Raw genomic sequence first — 21,091 nt, forward strand, 5'->3', positions numbered from 1 at the left:
GCTTGCCGGCGTCATCAGGTGCGACGCCACAGACAACACAGGAAATAGAGACCGCCCAACAGGGAGGCCATCAGGCCGGCGGGCACCTGATCCGGAAACAGCCACAGCCGCCCCAACCAGTCCGCCAGCAGCATCACCAAGGCCCCCAGCAGGCTGGCACCCAGCAGCTGCTCCCGGGCACGGCACAGGCCCAACTGGCGGGCCAGATGGGGCGCCAGCAGACCGACGAAGCTGATGGGGCCCACCAGCAGGGTGGCGGCCGTGGTCAGCAGCGCCGCCAGGGCCAGCAATCCCAGGCGGCTGCGCTGCGGGCCGACGCCAAAGGCGCTGGCACTGGCGGTTCCCAGGGGCAGCAGCTCCAGCCAGCGACACAGGGGCCACAGCAGCAGGCCAGCGACCAGCGCCAGGGCCAGCAGCCCCAGGGCCAGGGGGCCGGTGACGTAGTAGGTGGAGCCCGACATCCAGCTCAGCAGCTGCAGGCCGCGGGGATCGCCGCTGCCCAGCACCAGGCTCTGGGCCGCCCCGTACAAGGTGGTGAGGGTCATGCCGCACAACAGCAACTTAAGCGGCGAGAAGTGGGAACGCCGGCTCCACCACAGCAGCAGGGCCAACAGGCCGAAGGCACTGCCCGCCCCCACCAGCAGCTGCAGGCCGCGACCGGCTTCCGGCAGCAAGAGCCCCAGCAGGATCAGCCCCAGACCGCAGCTGCTGCTGATCCCCAGCACTTCCGGGCTGGCCAGGGGATTGCCCGCCAGCCGCTGGACTATCACCCCCGCCTGGGCCAGCAACAGGCCGGCGGCCAGGGCCCCCAGCAAGCGCGGCAGACGCCACTCCAGCAGCAGATCCGCCTCGCCGCCCCACTGCCAGCCCGATGGACCCCGGGCCAGCATCAGCCCCAGCAGACCGGCCACCAGGCTCAACCCCAGCAAGCCACCCAGCAGCCGGGCCGGCTTGCCATGGCGGGCCGGACCGGCGGCCGCCGAGGCCGGCGCCTCCGGCAGACTCAGCCTGAGCACCAGGGCCCCCAGCAGGGGCGCCCCCAGCAGGGCAACCAGGCTGCCGGTGGGGGCATCCCCCTGCAGCGGCAGATAGCGCACCAGGGCGTCGGCCAACAGCAGCAGGGCGGCACCGAACAGGCTGGCGGCCAGCAGACGGGGCCCCAGGCGACGGGCGCCGCTGAGGCGGGCCAGCAGGGGGGCGGCCAGGGCCACCAGGCTCACCACCCCCACCTGACTCACCACCTGGGCACTCAGAAAGATGGCCAGTCCCAGGGCCAGCAGCCGCAGGCGACCCGGCGAGGCCCCCAGGCTGCGCACCCCCTGATCCGCCATGGCCAGCAGCCCCAGGGGTCGCACCAGCAAAGCCGCCAGGGCCGCGGCCACCGCCAGGGCCGGTGCCAGCTGCCGCACCGGCTGCCAGCCATCCTGGGCCAGGGAGCCGGCCAGGTGGCTGTGCAGCGCCAGCAGAGCGATGTCGTGTCGCAGCATCAGCAGGGTCAGCAGGGCGCTGCAGATCAGGCTCACCAGCAGACCCGCCAGCAGCAGGGCCAGGGGTGAATAGTGGCGGCGCGCCGCCAGTCCCAGCACCAGGGCCGCCGCCAGGGCGCCGCCCCCCATGGCCAGCCACTGGCCGCCCTGTTGCAGCCAGTGGGGCTGATAGAGGGTGCCCAGGGCCAGAGCCAGCAAAGCGCCACCCTGGATCCCCAGGGTCTCCGGCGCCGCCAGCGGGTTGCCCAGCCCCTGTTGCAACAAGGCGCCGGACAGGCCCAGGGCGCCACCGGCCAGCAGGCAGACCACCAGCCGTGGCAGCTGGGCGTAGCGCCACTCTAGGGCCGGCCAGCTCAGCTGGGCCGGGTCGGCGTGCCAGGCGCTGGCCCACTGGGCTAGGGGCCACAGCTGCTGCAACTGCCACAGGGCCAGGGTCAGGGCGGCCAGCAGGGCCAATCCCGCCCAGCCCAGGGCGCGGGAGGCCAGGGGCAGACGGTGGGGTAAGGTCAGGGTCTGGCTGCTCATCCGGCCTCCTGGGGATTGGGCCAGCGCTCGGCCAGCAGCTGGCTGAAGCGCAGCACGCTGGGCAGACCGTTACCCAGCCAGACCGCCGGCAGCCCCAGTACCCGACCGGCCTGCACCGCCGGCAACTGGCGCCACAACTGGTTGTCATCCAGCACCGACAGATCGGCAAACGGCAGGGGGTCGATGTAAAGGATCTGCGCCTCGGGCACCTTGGCCAAGTCGGTCAGGGGCAGGTTGCTGAAGCCCCAGGTGTTGGTGGCCTCCTGCATGGCCAGGGGCACCCCGGCCGCCGCCAGGGCGCCGCCGAACAGGCTCTGACGCCCCAGCACCCAGGCATGCCGCCGGTCGGCGAAGCGCAAAAGGTAAAGGGGCGGCGCACCGTGCAACTGCCGGCCCAGGCTGGCCAGGGCCGCGTCGCTTTGGGCAATTAGCGCCTCGGCCGCCGCGCTGCGACCCAGCCGGACCGCCAGCTCCCGGGTGGCCAGCTTGGCCTGCAGATAGCCATCGGGCTGCTGGGCGTCGTTGAAGGTCACCACCTGCACCGGGGCGATGCGGGCCAGTTGGGGCCTCAGGGTGGCCTGCAACGGAGCGATCAGGATGAGGTCCGGTCGCAGGGCGCGGATCAGCTCCAGATTGGGCTCCATGCGCAGGCCCACATCCACCACGGCGGCCGGCATGGGCATGTCGCCGCTCCAGATGCGGTAATCGGGGATCTGGGCAAAGCCCACCGGCACCACCCCCAGGGCCAGCGCCGTCTCGCCGGATGCCCAGTCCAGGGCCACCACCCTGGGGGTAGCGAACGCGGGGACGGCGATCAGGGCCAGCAGCAGACAGAGCCAGCGCATCAGAGCACCACGCTCACCGGCTGACCGGATACCGGGTGCGGCAGCACCGTCATGGGCAGGCCATAGATGTCCGCCAGGGCGGCGCCATTCATCAGCTGAGCCGGGGTGCCGCGGCACAATAGGCGACCCTCGCGCAGGGCCACCAGATGGTCGCAGTAGCGGGCGGCCATGTTGATGTCGTGCAGCACCATGATGACCCCCAGGTTCAGCTGATGGCTGAGCCGCCGGATCAGATCCAGCACCTCCACCTGATGGGCCACATCCAGCGCCGAGGTGGGTTCATCCAGCAGCAAAAATCGGGTCTGCTGAGCGATCAGGGTGGCGAGCCAGGCCCGCTGCCGCTCACCACCGGAGAGGGTGTCCACCAGGCGATGCCGGTAGGGCTGCATGCCGGTCAGGCTCAGGGCCTCCTCCACCGCCTGGCGGTCAGCCTCGCCAAAGCGGCCCAGCAAGCCATGCCAGGGCTGACGGCCAAAGCGCACCAGCTCCCCCACGGTCAACTGATCCGTGGCCGGCGGATGTTGCGGCAGGTAGGCCACCTGACGGGCGAACTCCCGGGTGGCGAAATCGGCCAAGGGAAGACCGTCCAGGGTCAACCGCCCCTGGCTGCAGGCCTGCTGGCGAGCCAGCAGCTTGAGCAGGGTGGACTTGCCAGAGCCGTTATGGCCGATGAGCCCCACCACTTCCCCCTGCACCAGGGTCAGATCCAGGGGGGCCAGCAAAAACCGTTCGCCGAGGGTGAACGCGGCCCCTTGCAGTTCAAACATGGCTCTCCTCCAAACCAGGCAGGGCCTGGGGGCAGCTGGGGCAGAGCCCCAGACCCGGCAGGCGATGGCGCTGACAGCAGATGCGACGCATGGGCTCGCTCACCCCGCCCCGGCAGCGCAGGCGCACCGGCTGGTAGAGGGGGTTGCGGCCGATAAGCCGGCTCACGGGATCGGCGGCGGCCACCGCGGGCCACTCCCGGGCCAGCACATAGGCCTGGGCGGCCTGGCGACGACACTCGGCCGGCTCCCGCTGGGCGGGAGTCAGCTCCGCCAGCGCCTGCGCCAGGGGCTCGGCCGACAGATACCAGTGCCAGTAGCAGGCGGCGTTGGACCAGAGCACCCGGGGCCGGCAGGCCGCCACCCGGCTCAGGGCGGCAAACCAGGGCCAGAGCCCGCAGGCCAGCAGGGGCCAGGGATCCGCACTCTGGCCAGTGGGCCCGCGGGTCTGAACGAGGGTGGCCCGCAAGGTCTCATCCAGTGCCAGATGCCAGTCACCCTGGTGGTGACCAGTCAGGATCCAGCCGTTGAGCTGACCCAGCAGCACCTGGAAACACAGGCCCCGAGACCACTCGGAGGCCAGGGCCTCCTGTTGCTCCTCCGGCCAGGCCGCAAGATCCGTCACCGCCGGCAGATCGGCAAAGTGGTGCCGACCATAGGCCAGCAGCACAGCCGCCAGGCGTGTATCCGCCTCGGATGCCAACCAGGGGTTGGCCGCCACTCCCATCAGGGGAGCGGCGGTCCGGGTCGGGCTAGGGGTGAAGCTCAGCCGCGCCACCTGGCTCACCTTAGAAGGTCAGGCCGGCGGTCAGGGCCAGGCTGCGGGGTGCCCCGTAGTAGCCCTGTTCCCAATACAGGCTGTTGATGTACTTCTCGTCGGTGACGTTGTTGATGTTCAGCGCCAGGTAGGCGTTGGGGGTGAACTGGTAACGGGCCATCAGATCCAGCAGGGCATACTGCTTCTGCCGGATTTCGGTGTTGATGCTGCTGGTGCGATAGATGTCACCCTGCCACTTGAGGGCCGCCCCCAGCTTGAGGTCGCGGATCTGGTAGCTGGTGGCCAGCTTGACCAGCTGACGGGGCACATAGGTCAGGGCCTTGTTGCCATCGGCATCTTCGATGGACAGCTGGGTGAAGCCGCCGGCCAGCTGCCAGTTGGGCAGCAGTTCGCCGCTAGCCTCCAGTTCGTAGCCCTGACTGGTCACGCCATCCACACCGCGGTAGTAGGTGTCGGAGGTGCCCGGCCGGGTACCGGCGGCCTCGGCCACGTTATCTTGCTGGGAGCGGAATACGGAGACTGTGGTGTTCAGGCGCCCCTGGTAGAACTCACCCTTGACGCCCCCCTCGTAGCTGGCGCCTTCCATGGGATCCAGGGGGTCACCGTTCTGGTCGGCATCGGTCTGCGGGGTGAAGATGGTGGCATAGCTGGCATAGAGTGACAGCTGCTCGGTCAGGTCATACACCAGGCCGGTGTAGGGCAGGAACTTGCCGCTGGTCTTGCTGGCGCGCGCCGCACCGTAGCTGACGCCTGTGCTCTCGTAACGAGCCAGGCGGCCACCCAGGGTCCAGTACAGGGCATCGGTCAGGCTGAAGCGACCGGCCAGGTAGGCGCTCATCTGCTCCCGATCCCAGTCGCTGGAGAGGGAGTAGGCATCGAAGTCCGGCTTGCTGTAGCTGCCGTCCCAGCTGTCGAGATCGGCGATCTCGGTGCCGATGTCACTGCCGTACCAGGAGAGCTCCTGCACCCGATCCCGGGCGTATTGCAGGCCCGCCACCAGCTGGTGCTCGCGACCGGCCAGTTGCAGCGGGCCGCTGGCATAGAGATCCACCACGTGCTGCTGGTAGTCCTGGCCGTACTGGCTGGGGTAGCTGTAGAGGCCGCTGCCGTTGCTGCTGTCCTGGTTGGGGGTGCCGTAGACGTAGAACAACTGGCTGTCTTGCTGGGTGGAGAAGAAGTTGTAGGCCAGCTTGCCCTGCCAGCCGTGGGCCAGGGCCTGGGTCAGCTCGATGAAGTAGTTCTGCTTCTCCACGTCCCAGTAGGCCCAGTCGGTGCTGGTGCTGGTGCTGCGGTCATAGTTAGTGGCGGAGCCGTCGCTGTAGTAGAGCGGCAGGGCCCCCCACAGCGGGCTGTCGGCATTGTTCTGCTGATAGTGGGCCCCCAGGGTCAGCAGGGTGCCGTCCGCCAGATCCGCCTCGACGATGCCATACAGGGTGGCCTTGTCCTTGGCGTAGCGATCCAGGTAGGACTCGCTGTCTTCCTTCACCAGCACCACGCGGCCACGCACCGTCTCGGAGGCGACCAGGGAGCCGGAGAGATCGGTCTCCACCCGACGCTGGTCCCAGGAGCCGCCGGTGAAGCTCATGGCCGCCTGGGTGTCGTGGGTCGGGCGCTTGCGCACCAGGTTGACGGTGGCGGAGGGGTTGCCGGCGCCGCTCATCAGGCCGTTGGCGCCGCGCAGTACCTCCACCCGATCGTAGATGGCAGTATCCAGATCCCCGTTGAGGTTGCCGTTGATCAGGGGCAGGCCCACCCCGTCCACCTGGAAGTTGGTGATGTCGAAGCCGCGGGAGGTGTAATAGGAACGGTCTGTCTCGATGCGCTCCACTGTCACGCCGGGCACGGCGTCCAGCACCCGGTTGATGTCGTGCTGGGCGAAGTCATCCATCTTGTCCCGGGTCACCACGGTCACCGCCTGGGGCGTCTGCCGCTGGGTCAGGGGCAGCTTGGTGGCCGTGCTGCTGGTGCCGCCGCTATAGGAACCGGCGCCCTGGGTCACGCCGTCATCACCCTGGCCGCTCACCACCACGGCGGGCAGCTGGGCCGCCTCTTCGGCCTGCAGGGGCGCCGCCAGCAGCAGACTCGGGGTCCACCAGAGGGCGCGCAGAATTCGGGTCAGGGGGGCAATGCGCAGGCGGTTGGCCGCCACAGCAAACTCAGACATACACCTTTCCTTGTCAATTTTTTGAGGGTTGGGCTCGCGGCCCTTTTATTGGAAGGCGTAGTATAGAAACAAATGGGAATTGTTATCAATGAAGATGATAACGATTATTAACAAGATTATCGTGCCTGTGCTGTGAGCTGGCGCCAACTGTCTCCGTTTGTGCCGCCCAGGCAGAAAAAAACCGCCTGGATAAGGCGGTTAATGGGACCCTTTTGGGGTGCTTTACGGGGCCCGCAGGCCCCTGAGGGAAAAATCGGTTGGCTTAGCCGCCGACGGCGATGCGCTTCATGTCCTTCATGTAGCCACGCAGTACCTTGCCCACCTGCTCGATGGGGTGGTTGCGGATGGTATCGTTGACCTGTACCAGCACCACGTTGTCCACGCCGTTGTCCTTGGTGGCCAGGCCCTTGCCGATCACATCCAGACCCACCTTGGGCATGATGTGCTCGCGCAGCAGGGGCACGGCAGCGTTGGCGAACAGGTAGTTACCGTATTCGGCGGTGTCGGAGATGACCACGTTCATCTCGTACAGGCGCTTACGGGCGATGGTGTTGGCGATCAGCGGCAGCTCGTGCAGCGACTCGTAGTAGGCAGACTCTTCGATGATGCCGGCGGCTACCATGGTTTCGAAGGCCAGTTCCACACCCGCCTTGACCATGGCCACCATCAGGATGCCGTGGTCGAAGTATTCCTGCTCGGCGATCTGGCCGGAGAAAGCCGGGGCGTTCTCGAAGGCACTCTTGCCGGTCTCTTCACGCCAGCCCAGCAGCTTGGCATCGTCGTTGGCCCAGTCGGCCATCATGCCGGAGGAGAAGGCGCCGCCGATGATGTCGTCCATGTGCTTCTCGAACAGCGGACGCAGCAGATCCTTCATGGCCTCGGCCAGTTCGAAGGCCTTCAGCTTGGCGGGGTTGGACAGGCGATCCATCATGGTGGTGATGCCGCCCTGCTTCAGGGCCTCGGTGACGGTTTCCCAGCCGAACTGCAGCAGCTTGCCGGCATAGCCCGGCTCGATGCCTTCGGCCACCATCTTCTCGTAGCAGACGATGGAACCGGCTTGCAGCATGCCGCACAGGATGGTCTGTTCGCCCATCAGGTCAGACTTCACTTCGGCGACGAAGGAGGACTCCAGCACGCCGGCGCGGTGACCACCGGTGGCGGCGGCCCAGGCCTTGGCGATGGCCATGCCTTCGCCCTTGGGATCGTTCTCCGGGTGCACGGCGATCAGGGTCGGTACGCCGAAGCCACGCTTGTACTCTTCACGCACCTCGGTGCCGGGGCACTTGGGCGCTACCATGACCACGGTCAGGTCCTTACGCACCTGGGTGCCTTCTTCCACGATGTTGAAACCGTGGGAGTAGCCCAGGGCGGCGCCTTCCTTCATCAGGGGCATAACGGCCTTGACCACGCTGGTGTGCTGCTTGTCCGGGGTCAGGTTCACCACCAGGTCGGCGGTGGGGATCAGCTCTTCATAGGTACCCACCTTGAAGCCGTTGGCGGAGGCCTGCTGGAAGGACTTGCGCTTCTCGGCGATGGCTTCGGCGCGCAGGGCGTAGGCGACGTCCAGGCCGGAGTCACGCATGTTCAGGCCCTGGTTCAGACCTTGAGCGCCGCAACCGACGATGACGACCTTCTTGCCCTTGAGGAATTCACACTCGTTGGCGAATTCGTCACGGCTCATGAAACGGCACTTGCCCAGTTGGGCCAGTTGTTGACGCAGGTTCAGGGTATTGAAGTAGTTGGCGCCCATGTCGGCAGCTCCCTCTGGCAATAAGTTGGAATTTTCGTGCCGGGGGTCTCCCGACAACAACCGCTACACTATAGCCCAGGCAAAACATTGCTTGAAATGATATATTCGGAACGGAATGTTGCATTTTAAGGAACGTGAGCCGCCATGGATCTGCGCAACCTCGAACTCTTCATGCACCTGGCCCACAGCCTGCACTTTGCCCGCACCGCCGACGCCATGGCGGTCAGCCCCTCCACCCTGAGCCGCGCCATCCAGCGCCTGGAGCAGGAGACCGGCTGCACCCTGCTGGAGCGGGACAACCGCAGCGTCGCCCTCACCCCGGCGGGCCGCCGTCTGCTGAGCTTCGCCGAACAGCTGAGCCACGACTGGGAGCAGCTGCGCCAGGATCTGCGCCATGGCGACGAACCCCTGCAGGGCCAGCTGCGGGTGTTCTGTTCGGTGACCGCCAGCTACTTCCTGCTGCCGGACATCCTCAGCCGCTTTCGCAGCCGCTATCCCCAGCTGGAAATCCGCCTGGAGACCGGCGACCCGGCGCTGGCCATGGAGAAGGTGCTGAACGAGGAGACGGATCTGGCCATCGCCGCCCGCCCCGACGCCCTGCCGGGCAAGCTGCACTTCACCAGCCTGGCCAAGATCCCATTGGTGTTCATCGCCCCCCGCGGCCCCAGCCCGGTGAGCCGCTTCCTGCCGGAGGGCGAGCCGGACTGGGAGCGGCTGCCGCTGATCCTGTCCAGCCAGGGTCTGGGGCGTAAGCGCTCCGAGCAGTGGTTTCGCAACAAGGGCATCAGCCCCAACCTGTACGCCGAGGTGGCGGGCAACGAGGCCATCGTCAGCATGGTGGCCCTGGGCTGCGGCGTCGGCCTGGTGCCCGAGGCGGTGCTGGATCACAGCCTGCTGGGGGACAAGGTCCGGGTGCTGCCGGTCTCCCCGGCCCTCAAGCCGTTCGACGTGGGGCTGTGTGTGCAGAAGCGCCGGCTGGACGAGCCCCTGATCCGCGCCTTCTGGGAGACGGCCCACCAGCAGGCGGAGAAATAAAGCCGATAAACAAGAAGCCTGACAAAGTTGTTAATCCTTGGTTAATCTTGGCAGTGCAGACTCACTTAGTCATCCCATCCCAAGGAGCCCTCATGAAGAAGACACTGCCCGCCCTGTGTGCCAGCCTGCTGCTGGCCGCCGGTTTGTTCAGCACCCCCGTCCTGGCCGATTCACCGGTGGAGATGGACATGCAAGCCATGGCCAAGGCGTTCAAGGCCGCCAACAACGCCGATGACGCCGCCCAGCTGCAAACCAGCCTGGAGCAGCTCAAGGCCGCCGCCACCCATGCCAAGGGCGAAGTGCCGAAGAAGTTCAAGGACGAGGCCGCCGACGGCCCCAACCGCCAGGCCTACCAGCAGGGGCTGGATGAGCTGATCGGCCAGGTGGACCAGGCCCTGGGCCTGCTCAAGGACGGCAAGCTGGACGAGGCCAAGGCCCTGCTGGAGGAGATCAACAGCACCAAGCGCACCTATCACAAGAAGCTGGACGCCTAAGGGCGTTGGCATAATCCACCGATGAAGACAGGCCCCCATGGGGCCTGTCTTGTTTTTGTCCCTCCCGCCGTCGCGGGGCCCTAGGAATGGCTCGGCACCCCATGCCACTCATCGGCGGCGGGCACCGCCTTGCGACCCAGGCCAGCCAGCAGCACCAGCAGGGCCGATCCCAGCAGCAGACAGTGACCCAGGGCGCTCGGGCTGTTGACCCCCAGGCTGACGAGCCAGGCGGTGCCCAGGGAGGCCACCAGCATCTGGCCGGCGCCGGCCAATGCGGTGGCGGTGCCGGCGGTCTTCTTGAAGGGAGCCAGCAGGCTGGAGAGGGCCGATGGGAAGGCCATGCCGTTGGCAAAGGCAAACAGTGCCTGACACCCCATCAGGCCCCAGGCCGACAGGGGCAGACCCACTAGCCCCAGCCCGGCGATGCCCTGCAGCAGGCAGGCCAGCAGCAGCTGCTGGGACTGGCTTAAGCGGTGGCGGCTCTTGCTGGCCGCCAAGCCCCCGGCAATCAACGCCAGGGCCGGCAGCAGGGTCCAGTGACCGTAGTCCGCCGCATCCATCCCCACGCCACGCTGCATCAAGAACGGCATCACACAGACGCACAGCACGTTGAGGCCGTACTGCACCCAGACGATGCCGGCGAAGCAGAGAAAGTGGCGGTTGTGCAGCAGATCCAGGTACTGCCAGGCCACATCCCGGATCCGCAGGCCCTGGGCCAGCGGCGGGTGACACTCGTCGAAGTAGCAGACGATCACCACCCACAGCAGCAGCAGGTAGCCGGCCATGCTGACAAACACGCTGAGCCAGCCGAACTGCTGGGCCAGCAGGCCGCCGAACAGGGGCGCTATGGTGGGCACGAAGGCCATGGTGGTGGCGAAGTAGGACATGGCCTGACGCAGGAAGGGGCCCTCGAAGCGATCCCGCAGCGACACCCGGGCGATGACGGAGGCACAGCCGGCACCCATGCCCTGCAGCAGGCGGCCCACCAGCAGGGCCGTCAGGCTGCCGTGGCCGGCCAGGGCCAGCAGTATGCCCGCCAGGGCCAGGCTCAGGCCGGCCAGCAGCACGGGGCGCCGACCATAGCGGTCGGACAGGGGGCCGAACAGCAGCTGGCTGGGGCCGAAGCCCAGCAGGTAGCCGGAAACCAGCCACTGGGCCTGCTGGGCCGACAGGCCCAGTTCATCCTGCAGCCCGGGCAGGGCCGGCAGCAGCAGTCCCATCCCGGATTGCCCCACGGCAATCATCAGACAGGCGAAGATCACCGGGAGCCAGCTCACATTGCTGACATTTTGTTCGATCTGGGCAGGCGCAGGCACGCGCCCGCCCTGGCTGGGGGCACCACTCATGGAATAAACACTCTTGCTCGACGATTTATTAGGGAATGACGCTGGATAGGAGGGAAAACACCGACGAAATAAACTGCCTTGTCGCCACTATCCGGTGTGTGTGAACATTATCCGGATGGGGCCGGATGCCTGTCTAACGACTAATTTGCATGGCCCGTGATAGGAAAAAGTATTCACTCGCTGGCCTGAAATTTGCTTGGCCTGCACCGCCCCCGGCCGGGGCTTGGAGCACCGCATGAACATCCGTTTTCTGGAGACCTTCTTATGGGTCGCCCGCCTCAAGAGCTTCCGTCTCACCGCCGAGAAGCTGTTCACCACCCAGGCGTCCATCTCCCACCGCATCGCCGGGCTGGAGGAGGAGCTGGGGGTCAAGCTGTTCGTGCGGGAGAGCCGCGGCGTGGTGCTGACCCCGGACGGCCAGCGGGTGCGGGAGTATGCCGAACGCATCGTCAGTCAGAGCCATGCCCTGCGTCAGGCCATGGGGGCGGCGCGGGACGGCCGCGGCAAGGTGCGGGTGGGGGTGATCGACTCGGTGATCTACACCTGGTTCACCCAGCTCATCGCCCGCATCTCGGAGCAGTTTCCGGATCTGGAGGTGGAGGTCACCGCCGACAGCGGTCGCAACCTGTGCAACCAGCTGCAAAAGGGCTACCTGGACATCGCCTTTCAGGTGGACCCCATCCGGCTGGAGTCGGTGAACAACCTGGAGCTGGTGCGCTATCCCCTGCAGTGGATCGTGGCCAGCGGCTCGCCGCTGCACCGCCACTACGACAATCTGGCCAGCCTGGCCCAGCACCGCATCATCACCTTCGTCGCCCACTCCCGGCCCCATCAGGACATCGTCAGCCTGCTGAACCTGCACGGCATAGACGCTCCGCGCATCAGCTGCGTCAACTCCTTCGCCGCCATGATCCGCATGATCGAGGAGGGCTTCGGCGTCGGCGTCATACCCCCGGCCCTGGTGACCGAGCAGCTGACCGCCGGCAAGCTGACCCTGCTTCAAATCCCGGATCTGACCGACAACTGCCTCTCCATGATCTCCCAGGTGGCCAGCTGGCGAACCGGCCCCGGCCTGGAGTGCTGCGCGACCATAGCCCAGCTGGCCCACCAGGTGGTGCAGGATTTTTGCCGCAAGATGGGGCCCGATTACGCCCAGCCGGCACGGCATTAGGCCACCGCGAGCGTCGTCATCCCGCGCCATTCGCGTTAGCATGAGGCGGTTTATCGTGCCCGGAGTCAGTCATGGAGTTCTTTCGCGCCCTCGGTCCCATCGCCGCCCTCAGTTTCGATCTGGATGACACCCTGTATGACAACGGGCCCGTCATCGAGCAGGCGGAGGCCTGGATGGTGGCCCACATGCGCGATGCCTACCTGCAGACCGCCATGTGCGATCGGGCCTGGTGGCAGGCCCAGAAACAGCAGTTGTGGCGCGAGCAACCGGCCCTCAAACACGACGTCTCCCTGTGCCGGCGACGCCTGCTGGCCCGCGGCCTGGAATGGGGCGGCATGGCTGCCGCCGAAGCGGCCCACGAGGCGGACAAGGTGTTCACCCAATTTCTGGAGATCCGCTCCCGGGTCGAAGTGCCCGACGCCACCCGCCAGGTGCTCGCCGCCCTGGCCGAGCGCTTCCCGCTGGTGGTGATCACCAACGGCAACGTGCTGCTGGAGCGGCTGGGGCTGGACCACCACTTCCAGCATGTGCTCAAGGCTGGCGGCGGCTTTGCCATGAAGCCGGCGCCGGATCTGTTTGCCCAGATGGCCGACCGGCTGGGCCTGCCGCCGGCCCGGATACTCCACGTGGGGGACGACGTCACCACAGACGTACTGGGCGCCCTGCACAACGGCTACCGCAGCGCCTGGCTCAACGACCGCGGCCGCTCCTTGCAGGCGTTGCGCCGCCTGCCGGATCTGATGCTCAACCGGCTGGACGAGCTGCTCAACCTGATCTAACCCAACCCCGTCTGCGCGCCCGAACGACATGGCCCTCCCCCGAGGTCGGTCGTCCCCCGCCCCGCCAATCCGTGTATAATCCCCACCACTGTACAAAATATCAGGAGTGGCGATGGAGATTGAAACCCTGCTGGACGGCCTCAACGACAAGCAGCGGGAGGCGGTGGCCGCCCCGCTGGAGAACCTGCTGGTGCTGGCCGGCGCCGGCTCGGGCAAGACCCGGGTGCTGGTGCACCGCATCGCCTGGCTGCTGGGGGTCGAGCGTGCCTCCCCTTACTCCATCCTGGCGGTGACCTTCACCAACAAGGCGGCGGCCGAGATGCGCGGGCGGATCGAAGCCCTGCTGGGCAGCGACCCAGGCAGCAACCACCGCGGCCTCTGGATGGGCACCTTCCACGGCATCGCCCACCGCCTGCTGCGCGCCCACCACCTGGACGCCAACCTGCCCGCCGATTTTCAGATCCTCGACAGCGACGATCAGCTGCGGCTCATCAAGCGGGTGATCCGCGGCCAGAACCTGGACGAGAAGCAGTGGCTGCCCCGCTCGGTGGCGGGCTTCATCAACGGCAAGAAGGACGACGGCCTGCGCCCCCGGGACATAGACCCATTGGGGGATCCGGTGGCCAAGACCTACCTGCGGCTCTACCAGATCTACCAGGAGACCTGCGATCGCGCCGGCCTCGTCGACTTCGCCGAGCTGCTGCTGCGGGCCCACGAGCTGTGGCTGCACAAGCCGCATATCCTGCAGCACTACCAGCAGCGCTTCGCCCATATCCTGGTGGACGAGTTCCAGGATACCAACGCCATCCAGTACGCCTGGATCCGCCTGCTGGCCGGCGATCGCAACCACGTGATGATCGTCGGCGACGACGACCAGTCCATCTACGGCTGGCGCGGCGCCAAGGTGGAGAACATCAGCCGCTTCCTGAGCGACTTTAAGGGCGCCCGCACCATCCGCCTGGAGCAGAACTACCGCAGCACCGCCACCATCTTGAGCGCCGCCAACCTGCTCATCGCCAACAACGCCGAGCGCCTGGGCAAGGAGCTGTGGACCGACGGCGCCGAGGGCGAGCCCATCTCGGTCTATGCCGCCTTCAACGAGCTGGACGAGGCCCGCTTCGTGGTGGGCCGCCTCAAGGCCTGGAAGGACGAGGGCGGCACCCTGGACGAGTGCGCCATCTTGTATCGCAACAACGCCCAGTCCCGGGTGCTGGAGGAGGCCCTGATGCAGGAGCGGCTGGCCTACCGCATCTACGGCGGCCTGCGCTTCTTCGAGCGCCAGGAGATCAAGGACGCCATGGCCTACCTGCGCCTGCTGGGCAACCGGGGGGACGACGCCTCCTTCGAGCGGGTGGTGAACACCCCGACCCGGGGCATAGGCGAGCGCACCGTCGGCCTCATCCGCGAGGCGGCCCGGGATCAGGGCCTCAACCTCTGGCAGGCCGCCATCGCACTGTGTGAGCGCAAGGTGCTGGCCGGCCGCGCCGCCAGCGCGGTGAGCCAGTTCATCAACCTGATCAACCTGCTGGAGCGGGATACCGACGAGCTGCCGCTGCACGTGCAGATCGACCGGGTGGTACGCCAGTCCGGCCTGTGGGGCCTGTACGAGGCGGAGAAGAGCGAGAAGGGCCAGTCGCGCATCGAGAACCTCGAAGAATTGGTCAACGCCGCCCGCACCTTCAGCCCAGACGAGGCCATGGCGGACTTGCCGCCCCTGACCGCCTTCGTCGCCCATGCCGCCCTGGAGGCGGGGGAATCCCAGGCCGACGAGTTTGAACCGGCGGTGCAGCTGATGACGCTGCACAGCGCCAAGGGGCTGGAGTTCCCCCTGGTGTTCATGGTGGGGGTGGAGGAGGGCATGTTCCCCAGCCAGATCTCCGCCGAAGAGAGCGGCCGGCTGGAGGAGGAGCGGCGCCTGTGTTACGTGGGCATGACCCGCGCCATGCGCAAGCTCTACATGACCCACGCCGAGAGCCGCCGCCTGTACGGCAAGGAGATGTACCACAGACCCAGCCGCTTCTTAAAAGAATTGCCCAGCGAGTGCCTGGAGGAGGTGCGGCTGCGCACCCAGGTGAGCTGGGCCCAGCCGGTGGCGGAGCAGAGCCGCTTCAACCCCCGGCTGACCCAGGAGAGCTTCAACGACACCGGCCTGCGCCTGGGGCAGCGGGTGCGCCATGCCAAGTTCGGCGAAGGGGTGGTGCTCAACTACGAAGGCAGCGGCCCCCAGTGCCGGGTGCAGGTGAATTTCGATGAGGCGGGGAGCAAGTGGTTGGTGGCCAGCTATGCGAGGTTGGAGGCGCTGTAGGCAGCGCGGCACCTGTGATGCCCGGAGCGGGCTGGTCCGCTTGACGGCTTCCCTCCCCTTGGCAAGGGGAGGGTCAGAGTGAGATGGCTTGGTGGCATTAGTGCCTTATTGGCCCGTTGCGCCCTAATCGGCATCCAGCCTTTCCAGCTTCCCGCTTGGCGGGGGCGCGGCAAGGGGGCTGGTGCCGCCCCCTTGGCGAACCCGGCACTCCCCAACTGTCTGGGCCTGCGGCTTTCCTCGTCGTCCTCGCCGGGCTTGGGGCTCGTCATCAACACGCCTCCATGCGTGATGATGACTGGCTCGGCCTCCCTGCCTCGCCGCCCCGCCCACCGCGAACTCCTCGGCCAGACAGAGGGGAGCCGGATCCAATTAGCCAGTCGGTGGGGATTGGTTGTTGAAGTGAGTTGTTTCTAATGCGAGCCATTGCTCCCTGCGGGCGTTTTTAATCATCCAGATAAGAAGACAAGCCATGCTACCTATCACCACATCGCGGTTGGTTATCCGGCCATATCAGGCGGACGACATTGCCGGGCAGGCGGAGGCCGTTGTTGAGTCGGTCGACACGGTCGGTCAGTGGCTGCATTGGTGCACTCCGGACTATTCGCTCACCGATGCGGTTGAATGGTTTGTGCTGTGTGAGAAAAGCCTTACGTTTTCTCGCTCCTACGATCTGGGGGTGTTCGATAAGCACTCGAATGCCCTGATCGGCAGCGTGTCCATCAACGAGGTGGATAAGCAAAACCGGCGGGGCAATATCGGCTATTGGATCCGGCAGTCCCAGCAGAATAAGGGCTATGCCACGGAGGCCGTCAGAGCCATGGTCCCCTTCGGCTTTCAGGTGTTGGATCTGCTCCGGTTGGAGTTGTTCGCCGCGGTCGAGAACGTGGCCAGCAGCACGGTGGCGGCAAAAGCCGGTGCCCGCTTTGAGGGGGTCGCGAAGAACCGGATTGTGCTGCGCGGCGTGGTGCATGACGCCAATGTGTATTCGTTTATTCCCGATATGAGGGTTGCGTAGCGGGCGGGGCAGCTTATGGAATTTTGTTTGTCCGTTGCGCCTTACTCGGCGCCCAGCCTTTACAGCTTCCCGCTTGGCGGAGGCGCGCAAAGGGGGATTGTGCCATCCCCCGTTACGACGTCATCCCTGACTAACGACCCGCTCCGGGCTCCTGCCTCTCTGCCCCGCCCATCGCCTCCTCCTTAGCCAGACAGAGGGGAGCCTGATCCCGTTAGCCGTCTCAATGCCGTCTGCCGCCAGATCGGTTTATCCGGCCTGATTTTGAAGGGCAAATGTGAACAACCTAGGTGCCATACGGGATAAAGGCAGATAGGATAGGACGCAGATCGAGTACAGTAGTTCGGGTTATTTATACGTGCGATTACGCTATCGCTAGTCGCACCTACGCGGGCTGCCTATTTATTCAAGGCGCGTTAATATACGCGCTAGCCGATGTTGCTTGTGTGATCGTTGGCCGGTTAAGTGCAGGGTGAAAACCGTCTTGCGTTTAAGTCAATGTCGGTATTCGCCACCTCTGTGTTCCGATCATGAACAGCACATGTGTCACTGATAAAATAACTAGACACATATTTCAGATAACTCTGGATTAAGGATAGGAAAGAAAATGAAAAAACGCTCATCATGGATATTTGCCTTTATTGCGGCATTTGCACTTTGGTGTCTATTTGGGGCAGTTCCATTCGTGATTGAACTTGTACACGTTGTTAACTCAGATGATGTTCAGAGAGTAGCTCCATTTAGTGGTATATTTGGTGCGGCTGAGGCCTTTTTCTCCGGTTTTGCCCTGATAGCTGTGATTATTAGCATTCAGCAGCAAAGAGAATCTTTACTTATGCAATCAGAGGAATTGAAGTTATCGAGGCAAGAGATGCAGGCTTCAACAGAGGCTCAACAAGATATGGCTGAACAGCAGAAAAAGGCAATCTGCCTTGAGATAATTATGCCGTTCATGTCAGAAATTTCCTCTTCGGAAATGAGGAAAGCACTAATTGTCATCTCAAAGTTTGGCAGGGAATTTGATTTTCAAGAAAAATATGCAGCACTAATTACAAAGAGAGACAATGATTTATTGTCAGATCAAGAATCGGAACAGTTTGAGTTGATAGATAACTCTAGGAGACAATTTGTCGGAATCTTTCACAAAATGTTCCGTCTCTATAAGACGGGGGTTGTGGACGATGACATCGTAAGAGTGGTTATCGGTCCTGATCATTGCCATATGCTGCTTAAAACAGTGGAGCCTCTTGAAGCCAAAATAAGGACTAACTATTCTAGAGATATTTTTGATTTCGCTAGGAAACTCTATTCTGATGCCACACTTGAAGAGCAAGGCTCACATAAGAGAGCTAGTTTAAATAAACAGATATAGGTGAAACCTCCTTGCCTGCTAAAAATCGCGCATCGTACGGAGTAATGGATAGTTGTCATTGTTGTACGTACGAGCGCGATATCTGTCACTTTTATTTCGAATGATCATCTTGATTAATTTAACTCCGTGATATGGGGGGTGTGATAATCAAGAATTAGCTCGCGTTGGTGTGATTAGCGTTGGCGTAATCGCACGAATAGCAAACAACTCTCCCAGCGACACAAACCTGCGAACTGGCTAATTGGCTCCGTCTCCCCTCCGTCTCCCCTCTGTCTGGCCGAGGAGGAGTCGGGGAACAGGCGACGAGGCAGGAGGCCGAGTCAGGCATCGCCGCGTCGGGAACGCGTCGATGGCGGGCCGTTGTGATCCGAGGACGACGAGGGTAGCCGCAGGCCCAGACAGCGGGGAGTGCCGGGGATTGCAAAGGGGGATGGCACAATCCCCCTTTGCGCGCCTCCGCCAAGCGGCAGGCTGGAAAGGAGCGATGCTGGTCAGGGCGCAACGGACCAGCAAACCCCGATACTTAACTCCACGGTTACCGCCCCGAGCGGAACGATCCAACCGTAACGAACAAAACCAGGCTAACCGCATCGCCAACGCCGGATGGGACAGCGGCTGATAATGCGCCTCCGCCAAGCGGCCGGGTTCCCCCAGGGGCGGCAAGCCCCTGTCCCCTACTGACGGGTCTGCAGATGGAAGTATTGTCGCCGGATCCCCAGCCCTTGGGGGCCGGCCAGCACCCGTTGCATGGCGAGGGTCAGTCGCTGGGCCCGCTCGGCATCAAAGGTGACCCGCGACCAGGCCATGAAGGAGGGCGAGCCGCGCAGGTGAAAGGGCGACTTGAGCAGCGGCAGTTGCAGCGAGTGGATCAACCAGTCGGCCTGGGCCTCGGGGAGAATCACCACGTCGCTGCGATCCCGCAGCAGGCGCTGCAGGCCTTGCTCATAGGTCTTGAGTTCGTGCTTATCCAGACTGCTGGCCCGGTCGATGTCCGGGTGATAGACGGCACCGGCCAGCACGTCGAGCCGCTTGTGTTGCAGGTCCGCCAGGTTGCGGATCAGATTGCCGGCATGGGCGACCACAAACACCTTGTCCTCGGCCGGAAAGGGCGCCTCCTGCAAAAACACCAGAAACGCCTCCCGCTCTGGCGTCCGGTTGGGACCCAGCAGCAGGTCCGCCTCCCCCAGCGCCAGCATCTGAAAGGCGCGCTTGAGCGGCACGCTGATAAATTCGACCTCCAGCCCGGCCTCGGCCGCCGCCAGTTTCAGCAGATCTATGTAGTAACCGGAAAAGTAAGGCGGCTCGACGATGCGGTAGGGCGGCGCGTGATTGACCACCACCCGCAACGGCGCGGCCTGGCAGACGGCACTCCAGCCCAGTAACAAACAGCACAACAGTATTACCGCGCGTAGCGCTCGCATCGACGCCCCCGAGGATAGGTGTTCCATGAACGGAGCATTTAGGTATCTTGGTAGCATATCACCAGACGGGCAAGGGCTCGCCCTCCCGGCACCAGGAGGCTATCATGCCGACACAAACAGTTCCGAACGAGCCGCAACCTGCCACTGACCGGAGTTCCCCCATGACGATTCAGATAGACCCGCTGCAGGATCAGGCCGTCGTTGACCTGCTTCGAGACCACCTGGCGGACATGCATGCCAACTCGCCGCCGGAGAGTGTCCATGCCCTGGATGTGGCGGCCCTGCGGGCGCCCAACATCACCTTCTGGAGCGCCCGGCAGGGCGGCGAGATCCAAGGCTGCATCGCCCTCAAGCAGCTGGATGCCCACAGCGGCGAGATCAAGTCCATGCGCACTCGGGCCCAGAGCCGGGGCCGCGGCATCGCCTCGGCCCTGCTGCAGACCCTGTTGGCCGAGGCCCGCCGACGCGGCTACCACCGCCTGTACCTGGAAACCGGCAGCCAGGCCTTCTTCGCCCCGGCCCACGGCCTGTACCGCAGGTTCGGCTTCGTGGCCTGCGGCCCGTTTGCCGACTACGGCCCCGATCCCCACAGCTGCTTTATGCGGTTGCCGCTACAGCCCGAACTCGTCCCGACGCAGGAGTCATGATGATCAGAGCCGTTACCCCGGACGATGCCGCCGCCATCATCCACATCTATAACCACTATGTGACCACGACCGCCATCAGCTTCGAGACAGCCCCCGTCAGCGAAGCAGAAATGCGCCAGCGGATCCTGAGTTACAGCGCCCAGTTTCCCTGGCTGGTGTACGAGGAGGCGGGCCAGGTGCTCGGCTATTGCTATGCCACCCCCTGGAAGGCGCGGGCCGCCTACGCCCACTCGGTGGAGTCCTCCGTGTATGTCGACAAGGCGTGCCATGCCAGAGGCATAGGCGCGGCACTCTATCGGGCTCTGCTCGCCGCCCTGGCGAGCCACCCCGTGCATCTGGTGGTCGCCGGCATCACGCTGCCCAACGAGAAGAGCCAGCGGTTGCACGAGAAGCTGGGGTTCCAGCAGGTGGCTCATTTTGCCGAGATAGGACGCAAACAGGATCAATGGCAGGATGTGGGCTACTGGGCATTACGCCTGCCCACGCCATGATCCCTTGCCGGCGGGGTTGTGGTGACCACCAGGTTTAACTTCCCTTTACACACCATGACTTGCCAGCTTACACCCGGATTTTTATAAAGGTCGAAACCGGAATGCCCGACGGGCATCCCTCCTGAGTTTCAGCCGTCTTGGGTGGTAAATGGGGTTATCTCGCCTGCTGGGCATCCGCTTGTGCCTGCTCTTGAGCCTGGTGGCGTCGGCCGTCCACGCGGATGAGACCGACTGCAAGACCAGTTTTATCCGCTGGATGCTGGTACAGCATGTACGCTTTGCCGACCGCAGCGCCAGCGTCCAGTCCCGCCGCCAGGCCGAGCGCAGCATAGACAAGGTCCGCGCCGCCTACGCCCAGGAGAACAGCTTCTGCGGCGCCATGGCGGTGGCCGCCCGCCAGCCCCCCGGCACGGGGGATCTCAGCGCCCGGCAAGGCGAGATTCAGGCCTTCAGCCAGGCCTTTCGTCGTTAGCTCCCTCGCCAAAAGCGTCGTGCCGCAGGGCCTGCCAACTATTTTTCATTGCCGGCCAGTGGTTTGACCACGACTAACAATTCGTCACTTGCACCACCTCCGCTGCTGCCGTATAACCGCGGCCGGCGCCGGTACCCGCTGTTCCAGTCGCCCTCACTTTTGCCTGCATTGCGATCCCGGACATGACTACCAGAGCCTTGTTATTGCTACTCCTCCTCGGCACCCAGCCCGGC

Annotated in this window: 18 protein-coding genes; 10 read left to right on the top strand and 8 right to left on the bottom strand. The window is 64.7% G+C overall.

The annotated features are described in order from the left end of the window. Nucleotides 1-14: 14 nt before the first annotated feature. From fhuB to ilvC, 6 genes are all read right to left on the bottom strand, one after another. Nucleotides 15-2,012, bottom strand: a complete 1,998-nt coding sequence (gene fhuB, locus ABD847_RS03070; RefSeq protein WP_345009929.1) for a Fe(3+)-hydroxamate ABC transporter permease FhuB — start codon at nt 2,010-2,012, stop codon at nt 15-17. Further along, a complete protein-coding gene (locus tag ABD847_RS03075) occupies nt 2,009-2,857 on the bottom strand; it encodes an ABC transporter substrate-binding protein (protein WP_345009931.1) in 849 nt (282 codons plus the stop codon). Before ABD847_RS03075 ends, fhuB begins: the two co-directional genes overlap by 4 nt. Further along, the gene (locus tag ABD847_RS03080; RefSeq protein WP_345009933.1) at nt 2,857-3,624 is read right to left on the bottom strand and encodes an ATP-binding cassette domain-containing protein; all 768 of its coding nucleotides are present in this window, start codon (nt 3,622-3,624) and stop codon (nt 2,857-2,859) included. The genes ABD847_RS03075 and ABD847_RS03080 overlap by 1 nt, the downstream gene beginning before the upstream one ends. Continuing rightward, complete coding sequence (locus ABD847_RS03085; RefSeq protein ID WP_345009934.1) at nt 3,617-4,399, bottom strand: (2Fe-2S)-binding protein; 783 nt, start codon at nt 4,397-4,399, stop codon at nt 3,617-3,619. The genes ABD847_RS03080 and ABD847_RS03085 overlap by 8 nt, the downstream gene beginning before the upstream one ends. 10 nt (nt 4,400-4,409) lie before the next feature. Beyond that, nucleotides 4,410-6,563, bottom strand: coding sequence for a TonB-dependent siderophore receptor (locus ABD847_RS03090; RefSeq protein WP_345009935.1), 2,154 nt, complete (start codon nt 6,561-6,563; stop codon nt 4,410-4,412). A gap of 262 nt (nt 6,564-6,825) precedes the next feature. After that, a complete protein-coding gene (gene ilvC, locus ABD847_RS03095; protein ID WP_345009937.1) occupies nt 6,826-8,313 on the bottom strand; it encodes a ketol-acid reductoisomerase in 1,488 nt (495 codons plus the stop codon). A 144-nt stretch (nt 8,314-8,457) separates the two neighbouring features. On the opposite strand from ilvC, the gene ilvY reads away from it, so the two are divergent. Both ilvY and ABD847_RS03105 read left to right on the top strand, forming a co-directional pair. Continuing rightward, on the top strand, nt 8,458-9,348 hold the full coding sequence (gene ilvY, locus ABD847_RS03100; RefSeq protein ID WP_345009938.1) for an HTH-type transcriptional activator IlvY: 891 nt from the start codon (nt 8,458-8,460) through the stop codon (nt 9,346-9,348). A 92-nt stretch (nt 9,349-9,440) separates the two neighbouring features. After that, nucleotides 9,441-9,842 carry a cytochrome b562 gene (locus ABD847_RS03105; RefSeq protein WP_345009939.1) on the top strand — a complete coding sequence of 134 codons (402 nt, stop codon included), beginning with the start codon at nt 9,441-9,443 and terminating at the stop codon, nt 9,840-9,842. A gap of 80 nt (nt 9,843-9,922) precedes the next feature. Here the strand turns inward: ABD847_RS03105 and ABD847_RS03110 are convergent, their stop codons facing one another. After that, complete coding sequence (locus ABD847_RS03110; RefSeq protein ID WP_345009940.1) at nt 9,923-11,188, bottom strand: MFS transporter; 1,266 nt, start codon at nt 11,186-11,188, stop codon at nt 9,923-9,925. Nucleotides 11,189-11,423: 235 nt separating this feature from the next. Here ABD847_RS03110 and ABD847_RS03115 point away from each other — a divergent pair, with 235 nt between their 5' ends. From ABD847_RS03115 to ABD847_RS03135, 5 genes are all read left to right on the top strand, one after another. After that, nucleotides 11,424-12,359: a LysR family transcriptional regulator gene (locus tag ABD847_RS03115; protein ID WP_345009941.1), complete on the top strand. Its 936-nt coding sequence runs from the start codon at nt 11,424-11,426 to the stop codon at nt 12,357-12,359. Between the two features lie 71 nt (nt 12,360-12,430). Further along, complete coding sequence (locus ABD847_RS03120) at nt 12,431-13,138, top strand: HAD-IA family hydrolase (RefSeq protein WP_345009943.1); 708 nt, start codon at nt 12,431-12,433, stop codon at nt 13,136-13,138. A 112-nt stretch (nt 13,139-13,250) separates the two neighbouring features. Further along, nucleotides 13,251-15,443, top strand: coding sequence for a DNA helicase II (gene uvrD, locus ABD847_RS03125; protein ID WP_345009944.1), 2,193 nt, complete (start codon nt 13,251-13,253; stop codon nt 15,441-15,443). 469 nt (nt 15,444-15,912) lie between these two features. Then, nucleotides 15,913-16,458: a GNAT family N-acetyltransferase gene (locus ABD847_RS03130; protein WP_345009946.1), complete on the top strand. Its 546-nt coding sequence runs from the start codon at nt 15,913-15,915 to the stop codon at nt 16,456-16,458. 604 nt (nt 16,459-17,062) lie between these two features. Continuing rightward, on the top strand, nt 17,063-17,827 hold the full coding sequence (locus ABD847_RS03135; RefSeq protein ID WP_345009948.1) for a hypothetical protein: 765 nt from the start codon (nt 17,063-17,065) through the stop codon (nt 17,825-17,827). 674 nt (nt 17,828-18,501) lie between these two features. Here ABD847_RS03135 and ABD847_RS03140 read toward each other — a convergent pair. Then, nucleotides 18,502-19,248, bottom strand: coding sequence for a substrate-binding periplasmic protein (locus tag ABD847_RS03140; RefSeq protein ID WP_345009950.1), 747 nt, complete (start codon nt 19,246-19,248; stop codon nt 18,502-18,504). A gap of 161 nt (nt 19,249-19,409) precedes the next feature. On the opposite strand from ABD847_RS03140, the gene ABD847_RS03145 reads away from it, so the two are divergent. The 3 genes from ABD847_RS03145 to ABD847_RS03155 all read left to right on the top strand — a co-directional run bounded on the left by ABD847_RS03145 (nt 19,410) and on the right by ABD847_RS03155 (nt 20,858). Further along, nucleotides 19,410-19,895, top strand: a complete 486-nt coding sequence (locus tag ABD847_RS03145; RefSeq protein WP_345009952.1) for a GNAT family N-acetyltransferase — start codon at nt 19,410-19,412, stop codon at nt 19,893-19,895. After that, a complete protein-coding gene (locus tag ABD847_RS03150) occupies nt 19,895-20,386 on the top strand; it encodes an arsinothricin resistance N-acetyltransferase ArsN1 family B (RefSeq protein ID WP_345009954.1) in 492 nt (163 codons plus the stop codon). Before ABD847_RS03145 ends, ABD847_RS03150 begins: the two co-directional genes overlap by 1 nt. A gap of 148 nt (nt 20,387-20,534) precedes the next feature. Further along, nucleotides 20,535-20,858 carry a hypothetical protein gene (locus ABD847_RS03155; protein ID WP_345009956.1) on the top strand — a complete coding sequence of 108 codons (324 nt, stop codon included), beginning with the start codon at nt 20,535-20,537 and terminating at the stop codon, nt 20,856-20,858. Nucleotides 20,859-21,091 lie beyond the last annotated feature (233 nt).

The sequence above is a fragment of the Pseudaeromonas paramecii genome, assembly GCF_039540575.1.
GTDB classification, from domain to species: Bacteria; Pseudomonadota; Gammaproteobacteria; order Enterobacterales; family Aeromonadaceae; genus Pseudaeromonas; species Pseudaeromonas paramecii.